At 25.2% G+C, this 25,157-nt stretch carries 22 protein-coding genes and 2 tRNA genes; 12 read left to right on the forward strand and 12 right to left on the reverse strand.

The genetic code is table 11. The features are described from left to right. The 5 genes from H0H42_RS02305 to H0H42_RS02750 form a co-directional block, all read right to left on the reverse strand. Positions 1–447 carry a SufE family protein gene (locus H0H42_RS02305; RefSeq protein WP_185868440.1) on the reverse strand — a complete coding sequence of 149 codons (447 nt, stop codon included), beginning with the start codon at positions 445–447 and terminating at the stop codon, positions 1–3. 44 nt (positions 448–491) lie between these two features. Then, entirely contained in the window at positions 492–2,786 is a 2,295-nt protein-coding gene (gene metE / locus H0H42_RS02310; protein ID WP_185868441.1) for a 5-methyltetrahydropteroyltriglutamate--homocysteine S-methyltransferase, read from the reverse strand. 23 nt (positions 2,787–2,809) lie between these two features. Beyond that, on the reverse strand, positions 2,810–4,015 hold the full coding sequence (locus tag H0H42_RS02315; protein WP_185868442.1) for a putative sugar nucleotidyl transferase: 1,206 nt from the start codon (positions 4,013–4,015) through the stop codon (positions 2,810–2,812). 9 nt (positions 4,016–4,024) lie between these two features. Then, positions 4,025–4,279 carry a type B 50S ribosomal protein L31 gene (locus tag H0H42_RS02320; protein WP_185868443.1) on the reverse strand — a complete coding sequence of 85 codons (255 nt, stop codon included), beginning with the start codon at positions 4,277–4,279 and terminating at the stop codon, positions 4,025–4,027. A 544-nt stretch (positions 4,280–4,823) separates the two neighbouring features. After that, a complete protein-coding gene (locus H0H42_RS02750; protein WP_262887291.1) occupies positions 4,824–4,958 on the reverse strand; it encodes a beta-ketoacyl-[acyl-carrier-protein] synthase family protein in 135 nt (44 codons plus the stop codon). A gap of 535 nt (positions 4,959–5,493) precedes the next feature. On the opposite strand from H0H42_RS02750, the gene ubiE reads away from it, so the two are divergent. The 5 genes from ubiE to H0H42_RS02350 are packed head-to-tail and all read left to right on the forward strand — an operon-like array spanning position 5,494 to position 11,118. Next, positions 5,494–6,222 (forward strand): bifunctional demethylmenaquinone methyltransferase/2-methoxy-6-polyprenyl-1,4-benzoquinol methylase UbiE, encoded by a 729-nt coding sequence (gene ubiE, locus H0H42_RS02330; protein ID WP_185868444.1) that lies wholly within the window; start codon positions 5,494–5,496, stop codon positions 6,220–6,222. 7 nt (positions 6,223–6,229) lie between these two features. Next, a complete protein-coding gene (locus H0H42_RS02335; RefSeq protein WP_185868445.1) occupies positions 6,230–7,762 on the forward strand; it encodes a GH3 auxin-responsive promoter family protein in 1,533 nt (510 codons plus the stop codon). Between the two features lie 36 nt (positions 7,763–7,798). Further along, positions 7,799–8,062, forward strand: coding sequence for a 30S ribosomal protein S15 (rpsO, locus tag H0H42_RS02340; protein ID WP_394798835.1), 264 nt, complete (start codon positions 7,799–7,801; stop codon positions 8,060–8,062). 13 nt (positions 8,063–8,075) lie between these two features. Beyond that, entirely contained in the window at positions 8,076–10,250 is a 2,175-nt protein-coding gene (locus tag H0H42_RS02345) for a polyribonucleotide nucleotidyltransferase (RefSeq protein ID WP_223843681.1), read from the forward strand. Positions 10,251–10,254: 4 nt separating this feature from the next. Then, positions 10,255–11,118 carry a sigma-70 family RNA polymerase sigma factor gene (locus H0H42_RS02350; protein ID WP_185868446.1) on the forward strand — a complete coding sequence of 288 codons (864 nt, stop codon included), beginning with the start codon at positions 10,255–10,257 and terminating at the stop codon, positions 11,116–11,118. A gap of 8 nt (positions 11,119–11,126) precedes the next feature. Here the strand turns inward: H0H42_RS02350 and H0H42_RS02355 are convergent. From H0H42_RS02355 to H0H42_RS02365, 3 genes are all read right to left on the reverse strand, one after another. Next, positions 11,127–11,200: transfer RNA gene (locus tag H0H42_RS02355), tRNA-Arg, on the reverse strand. A 17-nt stretch (positions 11,201–11,217) separates the two neighbouring features. Beyond that, the gene (gene tpiA, locus H0H42_RS02360) at positions 11,218–11,976 is read right to left on the reverse strand and encodes a triose-phosphate isomerase (RefSeq protein ID WP_185868447.1); all 759 of its coding nucleotides are present in this window, start codon (positions 11,974–11,976) and stop codon (positions 11,218–11,220) included. A 1-nt stretch (position 11,977) separates the two neighbouring features. Then, a complete protein-coding gene (locus tag H0H42_RS02365) occupies positions 11,978–12,454 on the reverse strand; it encodes a nucleotide modification associated domain-containing protein (RefSeq protein WP_185868448.1) in 477 nt (158 codons plus the stop codon). Positions 12,455–12,571: 117 nt separating this feature from the next. Here H0H42_RS02365 and folP point away from each other — a divergent pair, with 117 nt between their 5' ends. The 5 genes from folP to H0H42_RS02390 all read left to right on the forward strand — a co-directional run bounded on the left by folP (position 12,572) and on the right by H0H42_RS02390 (position 17,777). Then, on the forward strand, positions 12,572–13,345 hold the full coding sequence (gene folP / locus H0H42_RS02370) for a dihydropteroate synthase (RefSeq protein WP_185868449.1): 774 nt from the start codon (positions 12,572–12,574) through the stop codon (positions 13,343–13,345). A gap of 341 nt (positions 13,346–13,686) precedes the next feature. Next, on the forward strand, positions 13,687–14,151 hold the full coding sequence (locus H0H42_RS02375) for a diadenylate cyclase (protein ID WP_223843682.1): 465 nt from the start codon (positions 13,687–13,689) through the stop codon (positions 14,149–14,151). Positions 14,152–14,165: 14 nt separating this feature from the next. Next, a complete protein-coding gene (locus H0H42_RS02380; RefSeq protein WP_185868450.1) occupies positions 14,166–15,482 on the forward strand; it encodes a UDP-N-acetylmuramoyl-tripeptide--D-alanyl-D-alanine ligase in 1,317 nt (438 codons plus the stop codon). Between the two features lie 74 nt (positions 15,483–15,556). Then, positions 15,557–16,555, forward strand: coding sequence for a pyruvate dehydrogenase (acetyl-transferring) E1 component subunit alpha (pdhA, locus tag H0H42_RS02385; protein ID WP_185868451.1), 999 nt, complete (start codon positions 15,557–15,559; stop codon positions 16,553–16,555). Between the two features lie 19 nt (positions 16,556–16,574). Continuing rightward, entirely contained in the window at positions 16,575–17,777 is a 1,203-nt protein-coding gene (locus tag H0H42_RS02390; protein ID WP_185868452.1) for a dihydrolipoamide acetyltransferase family protein, read from the forward strand. Here H0H42_RS02390 and H0H42_RS02395 read toward each other — a convergent pair. Then, positions 17,774–18,493: a TerC family protein gene (locus tag H0H42_RS02395; protein WP_185868453.1), complete on the reverse strand. Its 720-nt coding sequence runs from the start codon at positions 18,491–18,493 to the stop codon at positions 17,774–17,776. The two genes, H0H42_RS02390 and H0H42_RS02395, sit on opposite strands and share 4 nt — an antisense overlap. A 106-nt stretch (positions 18,494–18,599) precedes the next feature. On the opposite strand from H0H42_RS02395, the gene H0H42_RS02400 reads away from it, so the two are divergent. Continuing rightward, complete coding sequence (locus tag H0H42_RS02400; protein ID WP_185868454.1) at positions 18,600–18,905, forward strand: Sec-independent protein translocase subunit TatA/TatB; 306 nt, start codon at positions 18,600–18,602, stop codon at positions 18,903–18,905. A gap of 5 nt (positions 18,906–18,910) precedes the next feature. On the opposite strand, the gene H0H42_RS02405 is transcribed toward H0H42_RS02400, so the two are convergent. Both H0H42_RS02405 and H0H42_RS02410 read right to left on the reverse strand, forming a co-directional pair. Next, positions 18,911–21,037 carry a SurA N-terminal domain-containing protein gene (locus tag H0H42_RS02405; RefSeq protein ID WP_185868455.1) on the reverse strand — a complete coding sequence of 709 codons (2,127 nt, stop codon included), beginning with the start codon at positions 21,035–21,037 and terminating at the stop codon, positions 18,911–18,913. Then, positions 21,034–22,305 (reverse strand): hemolysin family protein, encoded by a 1,272-nt coding sequence (locus tag H0H42_RS02410; RefSeq protein ID WP_185868456.1) that lies wholly within the window; start codon positions 22,303–22,305, stop codon positions 21,034–21,036. The genes H0H42_RS02405 and H0H42_RS02410 overlap by 4 nt, the downstream gene beginning before the upstream one ends. 142 nt (positions 22,306–22,447) lie before the next feature. Between H0H42_RS02410 and H0H42_RS02415 the strand changes: the two genes are divergently transcribed. Then, a tRNA-Phe gene (locus H0H42_RS02415) sits at positions 22,448–22,520 on the forward strand. A gap of 21 nt (positions 22,521–22,541) precedes the next feature. Here the strand turns inward: H0H42_RS02415 and H0H42_RS02420 are convergent. Further along, positions 22,542–25,145: a BamA/OMP85 family outer membrane protein gene (locus H0H42_RS02420; RefSeq protein WP_185868457.1), complete on the reverse strand. Its 2,604-nt coding sequence runs from the start codon at positions 25,143–25,145 to the stop codon at positions 22,542–22,544. Between the last annotated feature and the right edge of the window lie 12 nt (positions 25,146–25,157).

The following is a 25,157-nucleotide window of genomic DNA, read 5'->3' on the forward strand; positions in this document are numbered from 1 at the left end:
CTACATCTTTGTTTTCTCTTGAAGAAGATTTATTTTATAATTGAAAGCAAATGCATAAAATTTTATTTTTTTAAAGAATAAAATTATTCCATTAGCACGAATAGGGGTAAGAAAAGTATCTAATCCAATTTCTGAAATTATATTTGAATCTGCATAAATAATTTCTAAGGGATTTAGTCCGGAATATAGACGAATCATAAGGGAAATCATTCCTTTAGGTAAAATTGCTTCACTATCTGCTTCAAAGAAAAGACGATTGTTTTTCAATGTTGCTTCTAACCAAACATTAGATTGACATCCTTGGATTAATTTATCATTAGATCTAAATTCACTCGATTTTTTTTTTAAACTATTTCCTAAATCTATTAAATATTCATATTTATCTTCCCAACTTGTTAAGTTTTTAAATACATTTTTAATTCTATTTTCTCGTTCTTTTAAGTTCATTATTTCCGTATTCTATGAACAAAAATAGGGAAATAATCTTTTTTTTACTTTATCTGTTTTATTCTATAATTTTTTCTTGCGATTTTTGCAGCTTTTGTCATATTTTTTAAAGATTTCATTACTTCCTCCCAAGTTCTTGTTTTTAGTCCACAATCTGGATTTATCCAAATATTTTCAATCGGTAATAATTCTGATGCTTTTTTAATTAAATCCAAAATTTCATTGACTGTAGGAATTCTTGGAGAATGAATATCATACACTCCAGGACCTATTTCATTTGGATAAGAAAATTTAGAAAACGCTTTTAATAACTCCATTTTTGATCTAGAGGTTTCTAATGTGATTACATCAGCATCTAATTCAGTAATATAATTTAATATGTCATTAAATTCACTATAACACATATGCGTATGTATTTGAGTTTCATCTTTTACTACACTGGAAGCAATGAGAAAAGATTTTATCGACCAATCAAAATAAAATTTCCAATTTTTTCTTTTCAATGGAAACCCTTCTCTTAAAGCAGGTTCATCAATCTGAATAATTTGAATACCAGCATCTTCCAAAGATTTTACCTCTTCTCTAATGGCCCAAGCAATTTGATATGCTGTTTTATAAACAGGTTGATCATCTCTTACAAAAGACCACTGCAAAATAGTGACAGGTCCAGTTAACATTCCTTTAACTGGTTTTTTGGTTTGAGATTGAGCAAAATTAATCCAATGTGTAGTCATATTTTTGTTTCTACTTACATCTCCACAAATAATAGGTGGTTTTACACATCGACTTCCATAACTTTGTACCCAGCCATTTTCAGTAGAAATAATTCCATTTAATTTTTCTGCAAAATATTCTACCATATCAGTCCTTTCGAATTCTCCATGAACGAAAACGTCTAAATCAATTTCTTCTTGTTTTTTAATTACATCTTTAATAAAAAATTTTATTTTTTTTTCATAATCTTGTCGGCTCAAATTATTATTACGAAACTTACTACGTATAATCCTTATTTGCTTTGTTTGTGGAAAAGAACCGATAGTTGTAGTTGGAAACAATGGAAAACGAAATTTTTTTCGTTGTTTTTCTTTCCTAAATTTAAATTGGCTATTTCTCTTTAAATCTTCATTTTTAATGAAAAACTTCTTATGAACTTTTTTATCATAAAAAAATTGAGATGTATTGAATATATTAATATTCTTATCAAGTAGGTCCTTATCTCCATTTATAATATTTTCTAAATCAACTAGTTCATGAATTTTTTGTTTTGCAAATGACATTCTCATTTTGAGATGTTTAGGAATAGATTTTTCATATCCTATATCTATAGGAACATGTAAAAGAGAACAACTAGGTGCAATCATTACACGATTTTTTCCTATACATTGAATAGTTTCTTCAATCAAATGTTTTGATTTTTTATAATCATTCTTCCATATATTTCTTCCATTAATCAATCCTAAAGATAAAGACATGTTTGAATTTTTAATATTAGTCAATATATTTTCTAGTTGATTTATATCTGATGCCAAATCTATATGTAAAGCTTTAATATTTAAATTTTTTACGATTGAATAATTCTCACTTATTCCATCAAAATAAGTTGCTAATAATACATTGATATTAGAAAAACATTGAGACAACATTTCATAGGAATGAAGAAAAAAGTCTTTATATTCTTTTGATAAATCTAATGATAAAATAGGTTCATCCAACTGAATCCAGTTAACTCCCTGATTTTTAATTTTATTAATGATTTTAATATAAACAGGAATCAATTGATTCAATAAATCCATTCTATTAAATGTTTTATCTTTTTCTTTTCCCAAAAAAAGATATGACATGGGACCGATTAATACGGGTTTAATTTTTTTTGTAGATTTTAATAGAATTTTTAATTCTTCTATTTCTTCAAATATCTTATTTGAGAAAATCAAAAACTTTTGATTCTTTTCAAATTCAGGTACAATGTAATGATAATTTGTATTAAACCATTTAGTCATTTCCATTGCTTTGATATCCCATCCATTTTTTTGAAATCCTCTAGCCATAGAAAAATACAAGTCTATATGGTTTTTTATTACAGAAATAGAAGAATAAGATTTTGGAATAACACCCAATAATAATGACATGTCTAATACATGATCATAGAAACTAAAATCGTTGCATGGAATCAAATCAATTCCTGCGATATCTTGTAGAATCCAATTTTCTCTTTTGATTTCTTTTCCTACTTGAAATAAAGTAGATAAATCAATTTTATTTGACCAGTAATCTTCACAAGCCCTTTTAAATTCCCTTTTTTTTCCTATACGAGGAAATCCTAAATTATGTTTCAGCATAAAATTATATTTTTAATAAAAAATTAAATATTCGATAATTGATACAAATACTTTAATATACTTTTTTCAAAAAAATCTAAGTTTTTATTTCTTCTATTCATTACAATATCGATCGTTTCGCAAAATTCTTTAAAAGAAACTTTTTTATTATTTTGTATACATCCTAAAGAAAAAGAAGGAATATATCTAGGAGGAAATCCATATCCAAAAATACTACATCCCACACCGATTAACGTTGCAGTATTTAATTGTGTATTGATAGAAGACTTAGAATGATCCCCCATTACCGTACCAAAAAATTGTATGTTTGTTGGAATAAACATTTTCTTTTCATAATTCCACAACGTTACATTTTTATAATCATTCCTTAGATTTGATACATTTGTACCAGATCCTAAATTACACCATTTTCCTATAATAGAATTTCCTAAAAATCCGTCATGAGATTTGTTTGAATACGAAAAAATCACAGAATTTACAATTTCTCCACCTACTTTACAACATTGACCGATAGTGGTATTTCCATATATTTTTGATCCGATACTTAATGTCGTATTTTTTCCAATTGATACTGGGCCTCTAATCACACTTCCTTCCAATATTTTTACTCCTTTTTGTATGTATATTGGACCATATTCTGCATTTAAAACAATATTATTTGTTTTTATGTTTTCCTCTAAAAAAATTTTTTCTTTACAAAGAATTACGTTCTTTCCCAACAAATGATAAGATTTATTCTTTTTTGAAAAAAAACGAAAATCCTCTTTCAATACAATTTCATTTTTCATTAAAATATCATAAATATTTTTAATACGTATAATATTTTTTATATAGGATTCCTTTATCCAATATTCTTTTTTCAAAAGACCATTGTGATAATCTTTTTCATACAAAAAATGATCATATCTTGTTGCGATAAGATCTCCATTCTCTAAACAGATCTTTTCATTTTTTTTCATGGTAGTAATCATTCCTATCAATTCTTGATTAGGAATAAATGAAGAGTTGATTAGTACAGCATCCTCAATTGTAAGTGGATGTTTATCTGAAAAATTATTTTGCATGAGAAAGGATTGTGTAACGATGTATACAATTTTTTTTTCAAGATATTTTTTCCATCTTTCTTTTATGGTAAACATCCCCAAACGAATTTCAGAAATAGATCGTGTTAGTGTTAACGGAAATAAATTTTTCCATTCTAACAATCCATCATATAATACAAAATTCATCAATAAAATTTAAAATTTTTTATATTTTTTATACTTTCTTTTAAATTTTTCTGCTGGTCCTGTCTTACCAAAAAATCTTTTTTCTCCTGTAAAGAATGGATGTGAATAGCTTGATATTTCCATTTTATATAATGGATATTCGCATTCGTTAATGCGAATGATTTCTTTCGTTTTAACAGTAGATTTGCATATAAAAATTTTTTCGTTGTTAATATCTTTAAAAACAACAAGTCTATAATTTTTTGGATGTATTTTTTTTTTCATAATATCTATTTTGTTTTAGAAAATGATCAATCATGCTATGTATATTTCTTCCATCTCCTAAAGAGTTCATTAAGAATTATATCAAAAGATTTGATTTAGTGAGTCATCATTTTTTTTTGAAAAATTCAATATAGTAAATTAGGCCTTTTTGCCAAAGAAGAATTTCCAAATTTTTCAATTGTCATAAGGATAATTTGTTGATAAATTTCTTTTTTTGAAAATGGACAATCATACAATTTTAATAGTCTTTTTAAAATAGTATAATCCATTTTTACATTAACTTGATGAAGAAAATTTTTTCTACGTCTTTTAAATGCAAATGTGTTTTTTCAAAAATATTTTTCATCATGTTTGATCCTTCTTTTAATGAAGATTCATAAATTTTCCTTCTATTCATTCCAAATATTAATCAATGATTTTTTGTAATTTAAAATTTAAAGAAAAACCATTGGTTAAATAATACAATTCATCATGATCGTTATTACATTAACTATCATAACAAATAATTCCATACTTTTAATGATCATTCAAAGATTTGATATCATCATATTGCAGATAAAACAAACGTAACACCATCTCCATATGAAAATATCATAGAATTTCGATCATATAGATCGACAACTTTTGATAATGGTTCATATCTTATGATTAAAACATTTTTTTCATATTTAGATTGCAATAATGATTCTGCTATGATCGTTCCTGCTATCCTTCATGAACATTCAATAATCATATCATATGGAATTTACACTTAACATTTTTTATGTTCAATTTATTTGTTACTAGATTATCCATATCCATAGAGGAATGATATCGGATTGTAAAAAATTAGAATGAATATTTCCATAATTATGTGAATCAATCAATGATATAATCTATTTTTTCTTTGTAAATTCTTGAATTATATGATTACTTTTTTTACGGAAATAGTTGCCATATCAGAATTAAATAATTTTTTATGAAGATAATTATTCTCTCTCATTCCTATGTTTAAATTTTTTAATAATTTCTTCATTTGACGTTTTTATTTTTATTCCTCCTTTGATCATAAAATTCATAATTTAAAAAGTCATCATTTTTTATAATTTTTTTGGAAAATAATGCCCTTTAACTGTAATGATTGATCGAATCATTAATAAATTAAAATTTTTTCAATAATAAAGCAAAAAATAAATCAATTGAATTGTATATTATGATTATAATTTAAATAAAATATGAATAAACATTCTTTTTCTTTAAAAAAAGAAGAATTGGAGAAGATGTTTGATCAAATTGCGAATAAATATGATTTTATCAATCATTTTCTATCTTTAGGAATGGATAATTTTTGGAGATACAAATCTATTCAATTATTAAAAAAAATAGAAAAACATTCATATAATCAAATATTAGACTTAGCTACTGGTACCGGTGATTTTGCCATATTATTGGCAAAAACATTTCGCAATGCTACTATCATAGGAATGGATCCATCAAAGAATATGCTAATCTTAGCTAAAAAAAAAATTAAAAAAAAATTTTTGGATAAAAAAATCCAATTAATTCAAGGAGATTCTCACTCTATTCCATTTAATAACGAAACATTTGATGTCGTAACTATCTCTTTTGGAATAAGAAACTTTTATGATATTCATGTTTCTATTCAAGAAATATTTAGAATATTAAAACCTCATGGAATATTAGAAATATTAGAATTCTCTTATCCATCTAATTTTTTTATCAAAAAAATATACCAATGGTATTCTTTTTTGATAACTAATAAATTAGGAGGACTTTTATCCGGGAATTACAATGCGTATTGTTATTTAAAAGAATCAATTCAATCTTTTTGCTATTGCGGAAAAAACATGACAAATTGGCTTAAATTCCATCGATTTAATCCTATATGTATAGAAGAATTAACTTTTCAAATTGTCTCTATTTATTTATCGGAAAAAAATTGAAAATATTATGATCAATTATTTATCAGGATATTTCACTTCTTCTTTTCTTAAAAAAAGAATCAAAAAAATAGAATCATTTATAAACAATCCAATAGATGTACAGAACAGATTGATAAATGAATTGATTTATTCTGCAAAAGATACTGAATTTGGAAAACAATATGGATTCCGAGATATAAAAAAATATAAACAATTTTCTGAAAGAATTCCGATATGTAAATATTCCGATATACATCATATCATACAAAGAATTCGAAAAGGAGAGAAAGATATATTATGGCCAGGAAAAATTAAATGGTTTGCTATGTCTTCAGGTACAACAAGTACTAGGAGTAAATATATTCCCATTACCGATGATTCTATGAGTAAATGTCATTATAAAGCAGGGAAAGATATGTTATCTATTTATATACATAATCATCCAAAAACAAAGATTTTTTTTGGAAAAGCTGTTCGTTTAGGAGGAAGTTATAAACTTCACAAAAAATATAATACATTTTATGGAGATTTGTCTTCTATCCTTATTAAAAATATGCCCTTTTGGGCGGATAAAATATGTATTCCAAAAAAAAGCATTGTATTAATGAGTTCTTGGGAAAAAAAATTAGAAAACATTATAAAATATACATTTCATCATGATGTACGGATCTTATTAGGTGTTTGTTCTTGGATGTTAGTATTCTTGAATCAATTATTGAAACAATACAGTAAAAAAAATATTCAAGAAATATGGCCAAAAATAGAAGCAATATTTCATGGAGGAGTTGGGATACACCCATATATACAACAATATCAAAATATTATTGGAAAAACAGTGAATTATTATAATATATACTGTGCATCAGAAGGTTTTTTTGCCGTTCAAGATCAAAATAATGGAGAAGATCTTTTACTTCTATTAGATCATGGAATTTTCTACGAATTTATTCCAATAGAAAATTTAAATGATAACAACCCGAAAATTTTCTCTATTGATAATGTAGAAACTAATAAAAATTATGCAATGGTAATATCTACAAATGCAGGATTATGGAGATATCTTGTTGGAGATACTATAAAATTTACTAGTTTATCTCCTTATCGATTGATCATTTCTGGAAGAACAGAACACTATATTAATTCTTTTGGAGAAGAATTAATCATTGATAATGCGGAAAAAGCTTTACATAAAGCTTGTATAGTGACAAATGCGATAATTGAAGAATATACAGCAGGACCAATGTACATGAAGAATAATCATGCTGGACATCATCAGTGGATTATCGAATTTAAAAAATTTCCAAAAAATATTGATGAATTTAGAAATATTCTAGATAAAGAATTACAAAATTTAAATTCAGATTATGAAACCAAACGATATAAAAATATTGTTTTAGGAAAACCCGTAATATGTAGTGTAAGAAAAGGTTTATTTTATGAATGGTTAAAAAAACATAAAAAATTAGGAGGACAAAATAAAATTCCTCGTTTATGTAATAACAGAAAATACATTGAATCTATACTCGAGGTAGATAAAAATCCATATAGAAAATATCTTTAACTTTATCAAAAATATGATTTTTATTAACGTATTATTATGAATTCAGAGGAAAAAAAAGAAATATTTAAAAATTATGGAAAATCCATTCAAGATACAGGTTCTTCAAACGTTCAAGTTGCTTTATTCACTTATCGTATCAATCATTTAAGCAAACATCTAAAAAAAAATAAAAAAGACTTTAAGACAGAAAGATCCTTGATTAACTTAGTAAGTAAAAGAAAAAAATTATTGAAGTATATAGAAAAAAAGGATAAAAACAATTATAAAGATATCATTCATCATCTAGGATTGAGGAAATAATGTAGAATATAATATGGAAAAAAATATGACAGATACATCAGGAACAATTAAAGAGATAATTTCGATGCAAGATAATCGGAATATTATTATAGAAACCGGTGAATTAGCAAAACAGGCTGATGGATCTGCTATAGTTCGTGTCAATGATACAATGTTATTATCTACCGTTGTCATATCAAAAGAAAAAAATAACGAATATGATTTTCTCCCATTGACCGTAGATTATCGAGAGAAATATTATGCAGGTGGAAAAATTCCTGGAGGGTACATTAAAAGAGAAGGAAGACCCTCTAATGAAGAAATATTAACCATGAGAATAGTAGATCGTGTTTTACGTCCAATGTTCCCAAATTTTTTAAATAAAGAAATCCAAATTATGATTTCTTTATTATCATATGATAAAACTGTTTTACCAGATGGCTTAGCTGGATTAGCTGCATCTACGGCATTATCTGTATCTGGAATTCCTTTTAATGGACCTATATCAGAAGTACGTATTATCCGTTCGAAAGGAAATTTCTTCATCAATCCCAGCCTAGAACAATTACAAGAAGCAGATATAGATCTAGTGGTAGGTGCATCGATGGATTCTATTTTAATGATAGAAGGAGAAATGAAAGAAGTGAAAGAAAAAGATTTGCTAGATACTATTATTCATGCTCATCATTCTATTCAATTACAAATTGAAGCGCAAAAACGATTAGTGAATCAGTTAAAAAAAGACAAAAAAAATAAAACATATTTTTTTGAAAAATTTGTAGAAGAAAAAAAAATAAATGAAGAAAAAAATGAAGAATTAAAACAAAAATTATTTTCTTTTTCACATGAACGTTTAAAAACGATGTATGAAAAATGTTTAAAAAAAAAAGATCGTTCTGTACAAGAACAAATCATTTTAAACGACTTTAAAAAATCATTTATCACAAATAAAGAAGATTTTGAAAAAAAAGAATTGATCATAAATTCTTATTATGAAGAATTGAAAAAAAAATTGATCAATTTTTTTTTATTTCAAAAAGGAGTTCGATTCGATGGAAGAAAAAATGATCAAATTCGTCCGATATCTATATATGTGGATTATCTACCTGGTGTTCATGGATCTGCATTATTTTCTAGAGGAGAAACACAAGCCTTAACAACAGTTACCTTAGGATCTTCTTTAGATGCTAATAAAATAGATAATGTTATCATGGAAAATCAAGAAAAATTTTATTTACATTATAATTTTCCTCCGTTTTCCACAGGGGAATTACGATCTATCAGAGGAGTTTCTAGACGTGAAATCGGTCATGGACATTTAGCACAAAGAGCTTTGAAAAATGTTATTCCTGAAAACCCATATACTATTCGAGTAGTATCAGAGATATTAGAATCTAATGGATCATCTTCAATGGCAACTGTTTGTGCAGCAAGTTTAGCATTGATGGATGCAGGAATTCCTATAAAAAATCCTGTATCTGGTATTTCTATGGGTGTATTTACAGAAAAAAATAAAAAAATTATTGTTTCAGATCTACTTGGAGAGGAAGATTATTTTGGAGATTTAGATTTTAAGATTACAGGAACTAAAAATGGAATTACAGCTTGTCAAATGGATGTAAAAAATTATAAAGGACTAACGTATGAAATCTTACATAAAGTGCTAATGCAATCGTTGGAAGGACGTATTTCTATTTTAAATAAAATGTTAAAAACATTTCCTGAATATAGAAAAACATTAAAACCTCATGCTCCAAAAATATATACTTTTACCATTCCTAAAAATTTTATTGGTTCAGTGATTGGACCAGGAGGAAAAGTAATTCAGGAAATACAGTCTTCTACAAACACAAACATTTTAATTGAAGAAAAGGAAAATTTTGGATATATTGAAATTATTGGAAGAGATGTTAAACAAATTGAAACCGCTGTTGATAAAATTAAGAAAATGACTTTTGTTCCTGAATTAGGAAAAATATATAAAGCAAAAGTAAAATCTATAAAAGATTTTGGAGCTTTTGTAGAGATTTCAGAAGGAGTGGAAGGGTTATTACATATTTCAGAAATAGGATGGAAAAAATTAAAAAATATAGAAGAAGTCTTTCGTATAGGAGATATTATTGAGGTAAAATTTATGGGTATAGACGAAAAAAATAAAAAAATGAAACTTTCTAGAAAAGTTCTTCTACCACGTCCAAAAACATCATAAACATATGAGACAGCTAAAAATAACAAAACAGGTTACAAATCGTGAATCAGAATCATTAGATAAATATCTTCACGAAATTGGAAAAATTCCTTTATTAACTCCTGAAGAAGAGGTTGAATATGCAAGAAAAGCAAGAAAAGGAGATACTTCATCAATAAATAAATTAGTTAATGCGAACTTACGTTTTGTGGTATCTGTTGCAAAACAATATCAAAATCAAGGATTAAGTTTATGTGATTTAATTAATGAGGGAAATTTAGGATTAATAAAAGGAATATTACGTTTTGACGAAACTCGAGGATTTAAATGTATATCTTATGTTGTTTGGTGGATAAGACAAGCTATATTACAGGCTATTGCAGAACAATCAAGATCTATTCGTCAACCTACCAATAAATTAGCTTTATTAAATAAAATCCTTAAAACTTTAGCACAACTAGAACAAGAGTTACAAAGAACTCCATCTATTAGAGAAATAGCAGAATTCTTAAAGATGAATGAAAAAGAAGTTGAAGATTCTATTAAGAATTCAGGAAGACATATTTCTATGGATGCACCTCTAATAGAAGGAGAAGATTCTAATTTATATGATTTAGTACGATCGGATGAATCGCCTAGACCAGATGAAAATTTGGAAAAAGAATCTTTAAAAAAGGATATAAAAAGAATTTTAGAAACTTTAAGTGAAAGAGAACGTCGAGTCATTGTCCTACATTTTGGACTCAATGGTTCACCTCCTATGACATTAGAAGAAGTAGGTCAATTTTGTGACTTAACAAGAGAAAGAGTAAGACAAATAGAAAGTATTGCTTTAAAAAGACTTAAACATTCTTCAAGGAGTAAAATATTAAAACCTTATTTAGGATAATAACATAAAGACCTCGAAGGGACTCGAACCCATAACCTTCTGATCCGTAATCAGATGCTCTATCCATTTAAGCTACGAGGCCAAACAAAATAAAAGAATCTAAAATTGAATAATCTTTAAAAATTTAGAAAATTCAAGAGAACAATTTCCTATAATTCCTCCATCTACATCTTTTTGTAAAAAAATTTCTTTTGCATTAACATGATTAATACTCCCCCCATATAATATATACAATTTATTGGAAATAGATTCTCCATATTTGTTTAAAAACAAAGAACGAATAAAACAATGCATATTTTGAATTTGTTCAATTGTTGCTATTTTTCCTGTTCCAATTGCCCAGATAGGTTCGTATGCAATATAAAAAAATCGAATTTTTTCAACAGAAAAATGAAATACAGTATCTTCTAACTGTTGACGAATTACATTAAAATGTTCATTTTTTTTTCTTTCTTCATCTGTTTCTCCAATACATAAAAAAATATTAAATCCGTATTTAATCGATATTTTAATTTTATTCAATAGGATATTTCCTGTTTCAAAACATAATGTTCTTCGTTCACTATGTCCAATAATCACGTTATAAATTCCTATAGATGATAACATCAATGCAGAGACTTCTCCAGTATATGTCCCCTTTTCCATATGATGAACATTTTGTGCTGCAATTTTTAATTTGGTTCCTTGTACAATTTGGTTAGAAATGTGTAAAAAAGGAAAAGAAGGTGCAAGAATGATTTTTTTTTTATGATTAATATTTTGATCATAAAAAAATTTTAATAAATTTCTAATAAAAGAAGTAGTTTCATGGAAATCAAAATTCATTTTCCAATTTGCAAGGACAATGTTTTTTTTCATATTATTTATTCATTATTTTGGATAAAAGAATGATTTTATATATCATTTTGAAAGAGATATGTTGTAATCTTTCAATAGAAATACTTTTATTACTTTTTAAATACCATATCTTGTTCAATAAATCTTTTATCGAAGGAGATGTTTTTATGCATAAACAATCATTGAGATAACGTTTTATACTAATAATTTTATTATTATATAAAATTATTACCTGTTTATGGGATATGTTTTGTATTTTTTTTGCTTCTGTTTGTATTAACATTATAATAATGTAATTAATAATATCAATATAGGTATCTATAATTTTTTCTTCTTTTACCGAAAGATATTTTTTTGATTGAATATTTTTTACACGAAAAATCTTGATGAAGATTTGATCTATAAGAGAATTTTTCGAAAGATCAATCCAAGGAAAATCATAATCATATAATTTTTCGATAAAAATTTTTTTACATTTTTTAAAAATAACTTCATTCATAAAATGAAGAATTTTATTTAATTTAAATTATATTTAAAATACAATGATAACAAAAATAACAATTTGACGATAATTAATTTTTCCGGAAGGTTATTAGATTTTAACCATCCCAAAATTATGGGGATTGTTAATTTAACGCCAGATTCTTTCTATGATGGGTCCAAACTATATTCTAAATATACTATATTAAAACATGTAGAAAATTTGTTAAAAGAAGGAGCAGAGATTATAGACATTGGAGGTTGTTCTACAAAACCAGGAATACGATGGGTCAAAGAAGAAGAAGAAATAATAAGAGTCATCTCTCCTATTCGAATGATTAAGAAACATTTTCCAAATATTCAAATTTCTTTGGACACTTTTCGTAGTGAAGTAGCAAAACAAGGAATCAATGAAGGAGTAACCATGATCAATGACATATCAGGAGGACAGTACAATACAAATATGTATGCTTGGTTAGGAAAATATCAAATACCCTATGTATTAAATTATTATCACATTCGTGAAAAAAAAAGAAAAAAAAAAGAAAATATCATCATAAAAATACATCGTTTTTTTTCGGAAAAAATCGTTTTTTTAAAACGACATGGAATTAATGATATTCTTATAGATCCTGGATTTGGTTTTGGAAAAACATTAAAACAAAATTTTCAATTATTGAAACATTTATCTCTATTAAATTTGTATAATAATCATGTAATATTAATAGGAATTTCTAGAAAATCAATGATACATCAATTATTAAATATTTCTTGTAAAAATGCTTTAAATGGAACTTCAATTCTTCATACAATAGCAATTTTCAAAAATGCAAAATTATTTCGTGTACATGATGTAAAAGAGATCAAAGAATGTATAAAATTAGTATCCTATTACCGAAGTATCTCATAATTATTCTACGATTAATAATTTCATCCAATTTTTTTTCCTTTACAAAAAAACGTATGGGTTCAATAGTATTTCTTTATATTTTCTAATTTGATTGAATCATTTATTATTGATCAAAACTTATTTATAAACCATGCTTATTTTAAAATGTATAATGGAATTATTATTACTTTTCTTTTTTACAAAATCCTTACGATGAATGACCTACAATATTTTTTTTATATTCATCAATTTTTTCGTAAAAGGAATTTTCTTCATCCTCATAATAGGGTTTCAACAAGAAATAAGAAAATTTCTCATTTTAATAAAAAATAAAATTTATTATCGAAATTTTTTTTTTCTTTTTGAGAAAATCAAGAATTTCGATAAAAAAAGAAACCATAACTAATATAGTAAAATCTTGTGGAATATTATCAGGGGATAAAACCGGTGGATTAATTGTGATTCAAATGGATCAAGAATTGGAAGATTTCATACAAAACGGAGACGAGATGGATGCTAAAGTTAATATACCTATTTTGGAAAGTATATTTTATAAAAATAGTCCATTACATGATGGTGCTGTTATCATTATAGAAAATAAAATTATTAAAACACGAGCTATTCTACCATTATCTTATAACAATGAAATTCCTTCTCGTTTAGGTTTACGTCATAGAGCAGCTATAGGGTTATCAGAAAAAGTGGATGCAATATGTATTGTAATTTCTGAGGAAACCGGATATATATCTTATATAAAAAATCAGAAAAGAAATATCATTAAAAACATGAATCATTTAAAAATCAAATTAGAAAAAGATTTGTTATGAAATAGAATTAAATTATGAATTTAACAATACTAGAAAAAGTATATAAAAAATATAAGATTTCTTCTGGAGTAGAAATAAATAGCAAAAAAGTTAAAGAAGGATCAATATTTATTTCTTTAAAAGGGGAAAGATATGATGGAAATTGTTTTGCATCAGAAGCCATATCCAATGGAGCCGTTTTAGCAATTATGGATAATGATAAATACAATTTTAAAAGTGAAAAAATCATTTTCGTAAAAAATGCATTATCCTTTTTACATAAATTGGCCTATTATCATAGGATTAAAAATGCTCATATTCCTACAATTGCTATTGTAGGAAGTAATGGAAAAACGACTACCAAAGAAATAACAAAATTAATATTATCAAAAAAATATGAACACGTTCATTCTACTTTTCATAATATGAATAATCACATTGGAGTTCCTTTAACTATTCTTTCTATGCCTAAAAAAACGCAAATATCATTAATAGAAATCGGAGCTAGTCATGAAAAAGAAATAGAAAAGATGTGTTCTATTGTAAATCCAGATTATGGATACATCACAAGTTTTGGAAAAGCCCATTTGGAAGGATTTTATAATATTCAAGGAATCATCAAAAGTAAATTAGAATTGTATAATTTTCTAAGAGAACATAATAAATTAGCATTTATTAATGGTGATGACCCAATTCAAATGAATAATTCTAAAAATTTAAGAAAATTTATTTTTTCATCGAAAATAAAAAAACCAGATGTTTTATTCAAATATTTTTACAATGAAAAGAAGATGAAAAATGAATTAACAGTAAATAATACGAAAATCATATCATCTGTTATGGGGGAATACAACTTATGCAATATTGCTTCTTCAATCACATTAGGAATATATTTTAAAGTTCCATTATTTGATATTAAAAAAGCAGTAGAAGAATACATTCCCAACAACTATCGTTTACAGCTTATAAAAAAAAATAAAAAAAATATTATCATCGATTGCTATAATGCAAATCCAACAAGTATGATGAAATCATTGATCTTTTTTGAAAGTAAAAAAGGAATTATAGGAAATAAAGCTGTTGTATTAGGAGATATGTTGGAATTAGGACCTTTCTCAAATCAAGAACATGAAAAAATTGTTGATTTTATTGAAAAAAGTCATATAAATTATGCTTTTTTAATTGGAAAAGATTTTTTTAAAACTAAAAAAACAGATCAAAAAATTAAAAAATTTATCAATAAAAACATGTTTTTGGAATGGATTAAAAAAAATCCTATGAAAAATATCGATTTTGTTCTTATTAAAGGATCAAGAAAAGTTTCATTAGAAAGTATTATTTCATTTATCTAAAAAAACTTCTTCTTTTTCGATTTATATCTTAAAGATGATTACCTTTGCATATGTAACTTCATAAAGTTCTTTTTATGAAAAAGATCAACGAACAAACCTATTTAAAATGGTTTCAAGATATGTCTTTTTGGAGGAAATTCGAAGATAAATGTCGGTCGTTATACTTAAAAAGAAAGATTAGAGGATTCTTACATTTATATAATGGACAAGAAGCGATTCCTGCAGGATTAACTTATGCTATGGATTTATCTAAAGACCATATGATTACTGCTTATAGATGTCATATATTACCTATGTCTATGGGAGTAGATCCTAAAGAAATTATGGCAGAACTTTTCGGGAAAAAAACTGGTACATCTCATGGAATAGGAGGATCCATGCACATTTTCAGTAAAAAACATCGTTTTTATGGAGGACATGGAATCGTAGGAGGTCAAATTCCATTAGGGGCGGGAATTGCTTTTGCAGATAAATATTTCAATAGAAAATCAGTGACTATCACTCTTATGGGAGATGGGGCAGTTCGACAAGGGTCTTTACATGAAACTTTCAATATGTCTATGATGTGGAACCTTCCTGTTGTTTTTGTTTGTGAAAACAATCAATACGCTATGGGAACTTCTGTAAAACGAAGTACAAATATAGAAGATATCTATAAAATCGGTCTATCATATGGAATGCCTTCTTATCCAATTGATGGAATGGATCCTGAAAAAATAGCTAATGCTGCATCTCAAGCAATTGAGAGAGCAAGAAATGGAAAAGGTTCTTCTTTTTTAGAAATAAGAACTTATAGGTATAGAGGGCATTCTATGTCTGATTCCGAATCATATAGAAATAAAGAAGAAATAAACTTTTTTAAAAAAAAAGATCCGATTTTGAAATTAAAAAATTTTATATTAGAAAATAAATGGTCAAATGAAGAACATTTAAGTCTTATCGAAGAACAAGTTAAAATAAAGGTAGATTCTTGCGTAAAATTTGCAGAAACATCCAGACCTCCCTCTATAAATGAAATGTACGATGTTGTTTATTTTGAAAAAGAATATCCTTTCTTAGATAGAACTATATAATATAAAAATATTTATAATAATGGCAGAAATAATATCAATGCCCCAGTTGAGTGATACAATGGAAGAAGGAACTGTAATAAAATGGCATAAAAAAATAGGAGATTTTGTTTCAGAAGGGGATCTATTGGCAGAAATAGAAACTGATAAGGCTATTCAAGATTTTGAAATTGATATGAATGGAACTCTTCTTTTCATCGGAGTTAAAGAAGGGGAGACAACACGTGTAAATGATATATTAGCTATCATCGGAGAAAAGGGAGAAGATATTACTCATATCCTATCCAAAAAAAATCCATCAAAAACAAATGTAAAGAAAAAAGAAAAGGATAAAAAAGAGGAAAAGATTCGTACATTTTCCAATCAAGAGGAGAAAAGAACATTTATTTCTCCTATTGCAAGAAAAATGATTAAAGAAATGGGAATTCCTATAGAAACAGTGAAAAATGGAAGTGGTGATAAGGGAAGAATAGTGAAAAGAGATATTCCATCTCATGGAGAAATCCCAACACTCAATTCTAGTAATGATCATAATAATACTGATGATACCATTCCAAATTCTTCTATGAGAAAGAAAATAGCAAAACATCTAACTTTTTCTAAGTTTTCAGCTCCTCATTATTATTTATTTAGTGAAATAAATGTGGATAAACTAATCAGTTTACGAATAAATTTAAATGAAAATCGTTCTTATGAAGAAAAAATTTCATTTAACGATCTTATTATCAAAGCTTCTGCACTAGCATTAAAAAAAAATCCAAAAGTGAATGTTTCTTGGAAAGAAAACGAATTATTAATTCATCGAAATATCAACATTGGTTTTGCTGTATCTATCAAAGAAGGATTGATTGTACCAGTAATAAATAACGTTGATAAAAAATCAATATCTCAAATTTCTCAAGAAATTAAAGATAAAATTGTTCGTTCAAAGTCGAGAAAAATTCATTCGGAAGAAATGGAAGATAGTACCTTTACAGTTTCCAATCTTGGAATGTATGGAATAGATTTTTTTACTTCAATTATTAACGTTCCTAATTCTTCGATCCTATCTATCGGATCGATTATAAAACGTCCAATTATTAATAAAAACTCTCAAATTGAAATTGGAAATACCATGAAAATCACTTTATCATGTGATCATAGAATAATAGATGGTGTGTTAGGAAGTAATTATATCCATTCTTTTAAAGAGTTTTTGGAGAATCCTATGAATATATTGATTTAATTTTTTTTGTCAAAAAAATATTTTATTTGTGAAATAACAATAGGAATAAAAAATAATAAAATTGTTAATAATGTAAAAAAAATATTATTATCATGATTATGATGATCAATCCATGTTTTTTTCATAAAAATTGAGTAAATGAGTTTACAACCAAGAAGCACAATGACATAATGTATTGATTTTTTCATTTCCGGATATTTGTTTATTATTTGTAAAAATAAATTTGCAATAAGTCTCATAGATAGAATTCCAATAAAAACACCTAATAAAACCAATAAATAATTATCGGAGACTGCTAAAGAAGCAAAGATATTATCAATAGAAAAAACTAAATCTATAAATTCAATATATAAAATTGATCTTAACAAAGAAGTTGATTTTTTCTCTGTCTTTAGATTTCTTTTTTTCTTAAAAAATAAACCATCTAATCCAATAAAAATTAAATACAATCCTCCAAATAATTTTAACCACCATATTTTCATAATTTTATAAGCAAAAACAATACATATTACACGGAAAAAATAAGCTCCAACAATTCCATATTTCAAGGCTTTATTCCTATGATCTTTTTTCAAATTCATGACTATAGAAGATAGTATTGCCGCATTATCAATAGATAAAATACTCTCTATCAAAAAAAGATTTCCTATAATAGAAAGTGATAACATCGGATGATTAATAATATCTTGGATATTTTTTGTAAAAAAATTTACCATTTATGATAATGATTTAAAAATAGTTTTTGATATAGAAACGTAAAATAAATTTGATGAATAATCTTATTTTTGTATGTATTCTTTGTCTATAAAAAATTATTATAATATGGAAATTCTTATTGAAGGATTTTTAAGAAAAAACATAAATTTTTTATTTATTAGTTTTGAAGAAAGTTTTCTAATCATTTTCATTGCTATTATTATTTTTGGACCTAAAAAAATCCCACATATTGCTCGTGGATTAGGTGAAGGTATACGGTATTTTAGAGAAGCAAAAAATAAAATAACAGAGGAAATGATGAATATAAGAGATCACAATTTTCATCAAATGAAAAAAAAAGAAAAATATTTTAATGAAAATGAGAAAAATAAAAAAAAATCTCTTTATTCTTCTATCAAACGTCATGAATAAAATGATTATTGTTCTAAACGATAATCTTCAATTTTTGATTTCTTTAATAGAAAAAATGGTATTTTTTTTAAAAATTCTTCTTTGAATGTTTTATTCAAAAGGTCTATTTCAACATTTAAAGAATCATGTTTTTTAACATTATTAAAACGTTTTAATGGTCTGACAAAATAAACTCCCCTCTCTCCTAAAATTGGTAAAGAAGTTTGATATAATGTTGAAGAAAAAATCATTCCTATAACTTTTGGTTCTACATTCGTACCAATGATAGAATTGAAAAAATTTATCTTACAAAGATGATGAATGTTCTTATCAAATTTTGATGAAATATCTTCCAAACTTTTATGATTACAATCTTTTTTTAGAATTTGTTTTATTTTTTGATCGATAAGAAAAGGAACAATTTTATGCTTCATATTTTTTATTGAAACTTTTTCTTTTCCTGAAAACAATACTATTGTTATACAATCTTTTTTAGAATCGAAAAAAATTTTTCTATCTCCTACATTCCTGTTTTTATTATAAGACCAATGGAGAATATCCTTGTTTAATTCTTTATTTAATCCTTCAATTTCTTCACGATCATTATTTAATTCTTTAAATAGAACAGTTTCACATGGATATTTTTTTAATGTCCTTGAATTATTAATAATACGATTTAAATTAAATTCTTTATTTTTTTCCAAAAAATTTTTTACTTGTTTATGAAGTAGGTTTTTTGTATCCTTTGAAGGATGAAGAATTTGAATAACGATAGCAAATTGATAAACTATATCAGGTGTTTTTTGATCATCAATTCTAATAATATGATATCCAAGAGTTGTTTCCATCAGCATGATTTTTCCTTTTTTATTTTTTTTATTAAAAAAATCTAAATTTCCTATAGAATTTCTCTCTTCATAATTTATCCATCCTATTCTACCTTGATTCTTTTGTCCATTAATTGAATCATCTGATTTATTCTTCACAAAAAATTTAAATTTTCCTGGATATTTAATGATAGTTTTGTAAATTTTTTGGACTATTTGTTTTGCTTCCTCTCTAGATCTTCCATTTAAAGAATTCAAAGATTTTCTATGTGATATCAATATATGACTCAATAATATTGATCGAAATATTTTTTTTTTACCTGTTAATTTAGCAACGATATATACATTATTCTCTTTTACAGGACCAAACATATTTCCTACTTTTTTCTTTTTATATAAAAAATATTGTAATGAAATAGGAAGATGTTGTTTAAAATAAAAATGTTGATCGACGGGTCTATCAGAGTATTTCGAAACTATAAAAAAATCTTTATTTGAAGTTTTTAATGCTTTAAATATTTTTTTGATTTTTTTGTTCATATTTTTTTCATCTTGTAAAGAAGGATGAGGTCGAAAATTTATAATATTAATGTTTCTTATATCTCTTTTTTTATAGAATAAAAAATTATATTTTTTAATATGATTAATAATTTCCTTATTACTCACATCAATATGATATTTTTTTTCTATTTCTCTATATGGAATGAAAATATAATCTATAACAGAAAAAAAATTTTTATTTCTAATATTAGATGTTGCTTCCATAGAAGAACTATTTAATCCATTCGTTAAAAATTTGATATATTTCTTTGCAAGAAGTTTTCTTGTTATCCTATTTTTCTCGGTATTCCATATATTTCTTTCTTTTTCAATTTGTTGACTTTTATAGATAGGTGTATTCTCGATATGATTTAAATATAATCTAAAATATTTCATATCTATATTTCCATTTGTATCAAGAAAATCATATATTAAGTTATATATAGAATATGTTTGTATTCCTTCCCAAAAATCTTCTTCCGAAATTTTGATTCCTAGTTGTTTTGCTTTTTGTTCGCATATTTTTTCAAAATTTATTGATTTCCATGCCTCATCTCTTAATGAAAAATCTGAATGTTTTGTTTTCGATATTTTTAAACATTGAAAATCATTCCAATATTCTCTTCCATCAATATTTTCTCCATTGACACGTCCTATTGTAAAAATATTTTTTTTGTTTATAAACTTTAATAAAAAATTGGGATCAATAATAAAAAATAAAAGGGGAATCATAATGAATAGGAAAATTATCCATGTATTTTTTCTTATTTTTTCTAAAAAACTCATGTTTTACACAATTTTTTAAAGAAGACTTCTTCTATTTTATTTTTTGATACCTTTTTGATTTTAATAAGAAATTTTTTATTAATGATAATTTTTTCTCCGTTTTTTGGAATTTTTTCTATATAAGAAACGATAAATCCTCCTAAAGTTTCATATTTTACGGATTTTGGAATATTTATGTTGTATTTGTTATTAATAAATTCAATGTTCAACCGTGCAGAAAATAAAAATTCATAAGAATTAATTTTTTTATCTAAAAGATTAATTTCATCATGTTCATCTTTAATATCCCCAAGAAATTCTTCTAAAATATCTTCAATAGTTATCAATCCTGCTGTTCCTCCATATTCATCTAAAACAATAGCTATACTTCTTTTTTTATTAATTAATAAATCCATTACTTTTTTAACCGGTGTGGTCCCATAAACTAATTCTACAGGTCTTATTGAAGGAAATATATTTCTAGGATTCTTTAAAATTTCTAAATAATGAATATATCCAATTACATTGTCTATATTATCCTTGTATATAACAATTTTGGATAATCCACTTTTTGTTAAAAGATTTCTTATTTCATTTGAGGAAGAACAGTTCATCTCAGAAGAGATGATTTCTTTTCTTGGAACCATGCATTCCCTTACCTTTTTTTCATAAAAATCTAAAGATTTATGAAAAATTTGAATCTGTGATTCTACCTCTCCTTTTTCTTTAATATTATACTTCATTTTTTCTGATAAAAAATAAATTAAATCATCTTTATCAAAAACTTTTTTTTGATTATTTTCTTTTTCTCCTAAAATATTTAAAAATATATTCGAAATCCAAAAAATAGTATTGGTCAAAGGTAAAAGGATTATACTTACAATGTAAGCAGGAATGATACATGTATTTAATAATTCATTAGCGTAAATACTAAATATTACCTTAGGAAGAAATTCTCCAATTATTAAAATAATTGTAGCTGAAAAAACAGTTTCCAACAAAAAAAACCATAAAGAATTATATAAAGATGCTTTTGGAAATAAATAAAAAAATAATTTTTCCATATATATACTATATACTACTAAAGAAATAGTATTTCCAATCAACATCGCTGTTAAAAACTTTTTTGTATTATTAATGCTTTTCGAAAGAATTTTTGAATGTAATGAGTCTTTTTTCTTTTCTAATTCTATTTGAAAAGGATTAGAAGAAATTAAAGCCATTTCCATTCCAGAAAAAAAAGCAGAAATAAGCATAGTAGTGAAAACTATCCCAATATAAAGAACCATATCGTTTTATAATTTTTATATATTATGATTCTATTTAAGATAAATTTATCCTTGTAAATTTCAATTGAAATTCAAATAAAAAATAAAATATGAATTTATTTTATAAAGTTTAATATCTTATTTATTGTATTTTTGTTAAAAAGGTATCTTAGCTCAGTAGGTAGAGCAAAGGACTGAAAATCCTTGTGTCCCCGGTTCGATTCCGGGAGATACCATATTTTTATGTTTCTATCAAATCAATTTCTATCAATTAAAAAATTAGTTTTCCATTTTGGATTTCTTTGATCAAGGGGATAGCCAATATCAAATCCTACTACTCCTACTGGAGCAAAAAATACACGTATCCCACAACCAATAGATTTTTTAGTTTTATTAAAATTAAATAGATTTTTCTTAAATGAATCATAAGAGTCCTCAATACTCGCTCCTTCTACAAAGAATCTTGTCCATATTCTAATATTAGAAAAATTTTTCATCAAATATCTTGCTTCAATAAGAATTTTTTTATAGATGTTTCCTCCATAGTAATATTTTTTATGTTCTTTTTGAACATCCTCATCATGTTCTGTAAAAGATTTTTTATAATTGTTTTGCATATCCATTTTATCAACTGAATATCCATGAAGAAAAATAGAATGATTATTTGTTGATCTGTTTTTTAAACTTCCCAAATGAAATTTTTGAAATGGTAATAACGATTCTCTTTTATGATCATATGAGTCAATATACCCAACATCTCCTTTCCATTTCAATATGAACCTATTGATCAATTTTTTATAAAAAGATGCAGACATATTATATTGAAAGTACTCCATCCATTTTTCTCCCTCTTCAGAATTATTTTTTTGAAACCATTTAGAGTATGGAAAAGAAAAGGTTCCATTCAATTCTACTTGTGATCCCTGTAATGGATAAACTTGATTTTTTACTCCTATAGTATCTCTTTTTAGTGAAATTGAAGCATTAATCTCTCTTAAACGAGACAATGTTTTTCCTCTGTATACAGATTGATCTCCATGGATATCAATAGATAATTGATTATCTTTACCTAATAAAAGTTTTTTATAAATGATAGAACTTCTCATTCTTTCTAAGAAAAAATCTTCATGAGATTTCATAATTTTTTTTGGAATAAACATTCTATTTATATCAACAAGAAATGATTTTTCTTCATGTTTAATATTTCTGACTGAAGAATCAAAATCAAATAACAATGCATCCGTTTTTTTATTAAAACATCTAGGTTCTATGAAAGAAAATCCGTATGATTTAAAATTCTTTCCTAACTGACCAGAAATTACAAATTTTTGTCCATCTCCTCGAGGAATCGGAGTCCATTTTTTCAAATGCATAGCATTTTTAAGAGAAAAATTATTGCATTTGAATTTTATCTTTCCAATAAATTGTTTTTTATCAGAATCTAAAAATCCTCCTTGCAATTTAATTTCATTAGGATTTTTTTCCTTTATTTTCCATAATAGATCTATCGATTGATCGTTATGAGGGATTACAAGAAAAGAAACATCTGATAAAATATCTAAGTTTTTAAGATTTAATAAAGTTTCTTTCAATTTTTCAGGAGAAAAAAGATCTCCTGAAACAGTTTTTAATTCTCTTTGAATAAGATTATTATTCGTAATCTTATTTCCTATGATTTTTACGTTTTTAATAACAACGGGAAAATGTTCTTTTATAAAAATATCTAAATGAATAATTTTTTCTTGATCAATTTTTTTTTCAGTAGGAAATATATTAACAAATAAATGACCTAATTTAAGATAAGAATAAGCTATACTTTTTGGATGATCATTACTCAATACATTTTCTATGATTTTGTTTTTGAAATATTGGGAACCTTTTTTATATCCTATCATGTTCATTAAATCATGAAAAATAAATTTTTGATTTCCATGAATATGAACATTTCCCAAATGGTACTGATTTCCTTCATTAATCTTGATTTTTAAGATATATTTCTCATTTTTTTTTTTACACAAAGAATCTACAGAAATTTGAACAGATAAAAATCCTAAACGTTCATATTTTTTTCTTATATTTTTTATTTCCTTACGGAAACTTTTTTTAATATAAAAATTAATATTTTTTTTATTAGGAATTAAAAAATTGATGGAATCTTGAAAATTTATCTCTTTGATTAAAGATAGATCATCTATTGCTTGATTTCCATCAAATATAATTTGATCGATAGAAATTAATGTTTTTTTCTTTACAAAAATTTGTAAAACATTTTTATGATCTCTATTTACAAGAGAATGGTAGATTTTTACATGATCATATCCATGAGATTGATAATAGATTTGAATTTCATTTTCAATAATTTGTATTTGATCCTCATACAATGAGGTTCCATTACAAAAACTATTTTTTATCCTTAAAAATTTATTAGGGTCTATTTTTTTTCCAAATTCATCTTCTATTAAAATTTGATCTATTTGTTTAAACTCTTGAATGGTAAAAAATAAATCAATATTATGTTGTTCTTGTTTTGTATATAAAGAAATATGTTGGAATATTCCACTGTTGTTTATTTGTTGAATAACATCTTCTACTTTTAAATTATCTACAAATTTTCCTACATAAAGACCAGAAATTTTTGATATAAAATGTTGATCATATTTTGTATTATGTCCCTTTAGATGAATAGATCTTATTGTTCCATGGATAAGACGTGTTGGTTTTTCATCTGTCGAATGATTGGATAATACGTTTTCTTGAAAAGAAAAAACGCGATTTTTTTGTATTTGTAATATGAGAAAGAAAACGAGGAAAAAAAACTTCATTCTTTTTCCTCTATTAAGAAAAAAATGAATTGTTTCCAAAACAATGAGATT

The organism is Blattabacterium cuenoti, from assembly GCF_014252275.1.
GTDB classification, from domain to species: Bacteria; Bacteroidota; Bacteroidia; order Flavobacteriales; family Blattabacteriaceae; genus Blattabacterium; species Blattabacterium cuenoti_O.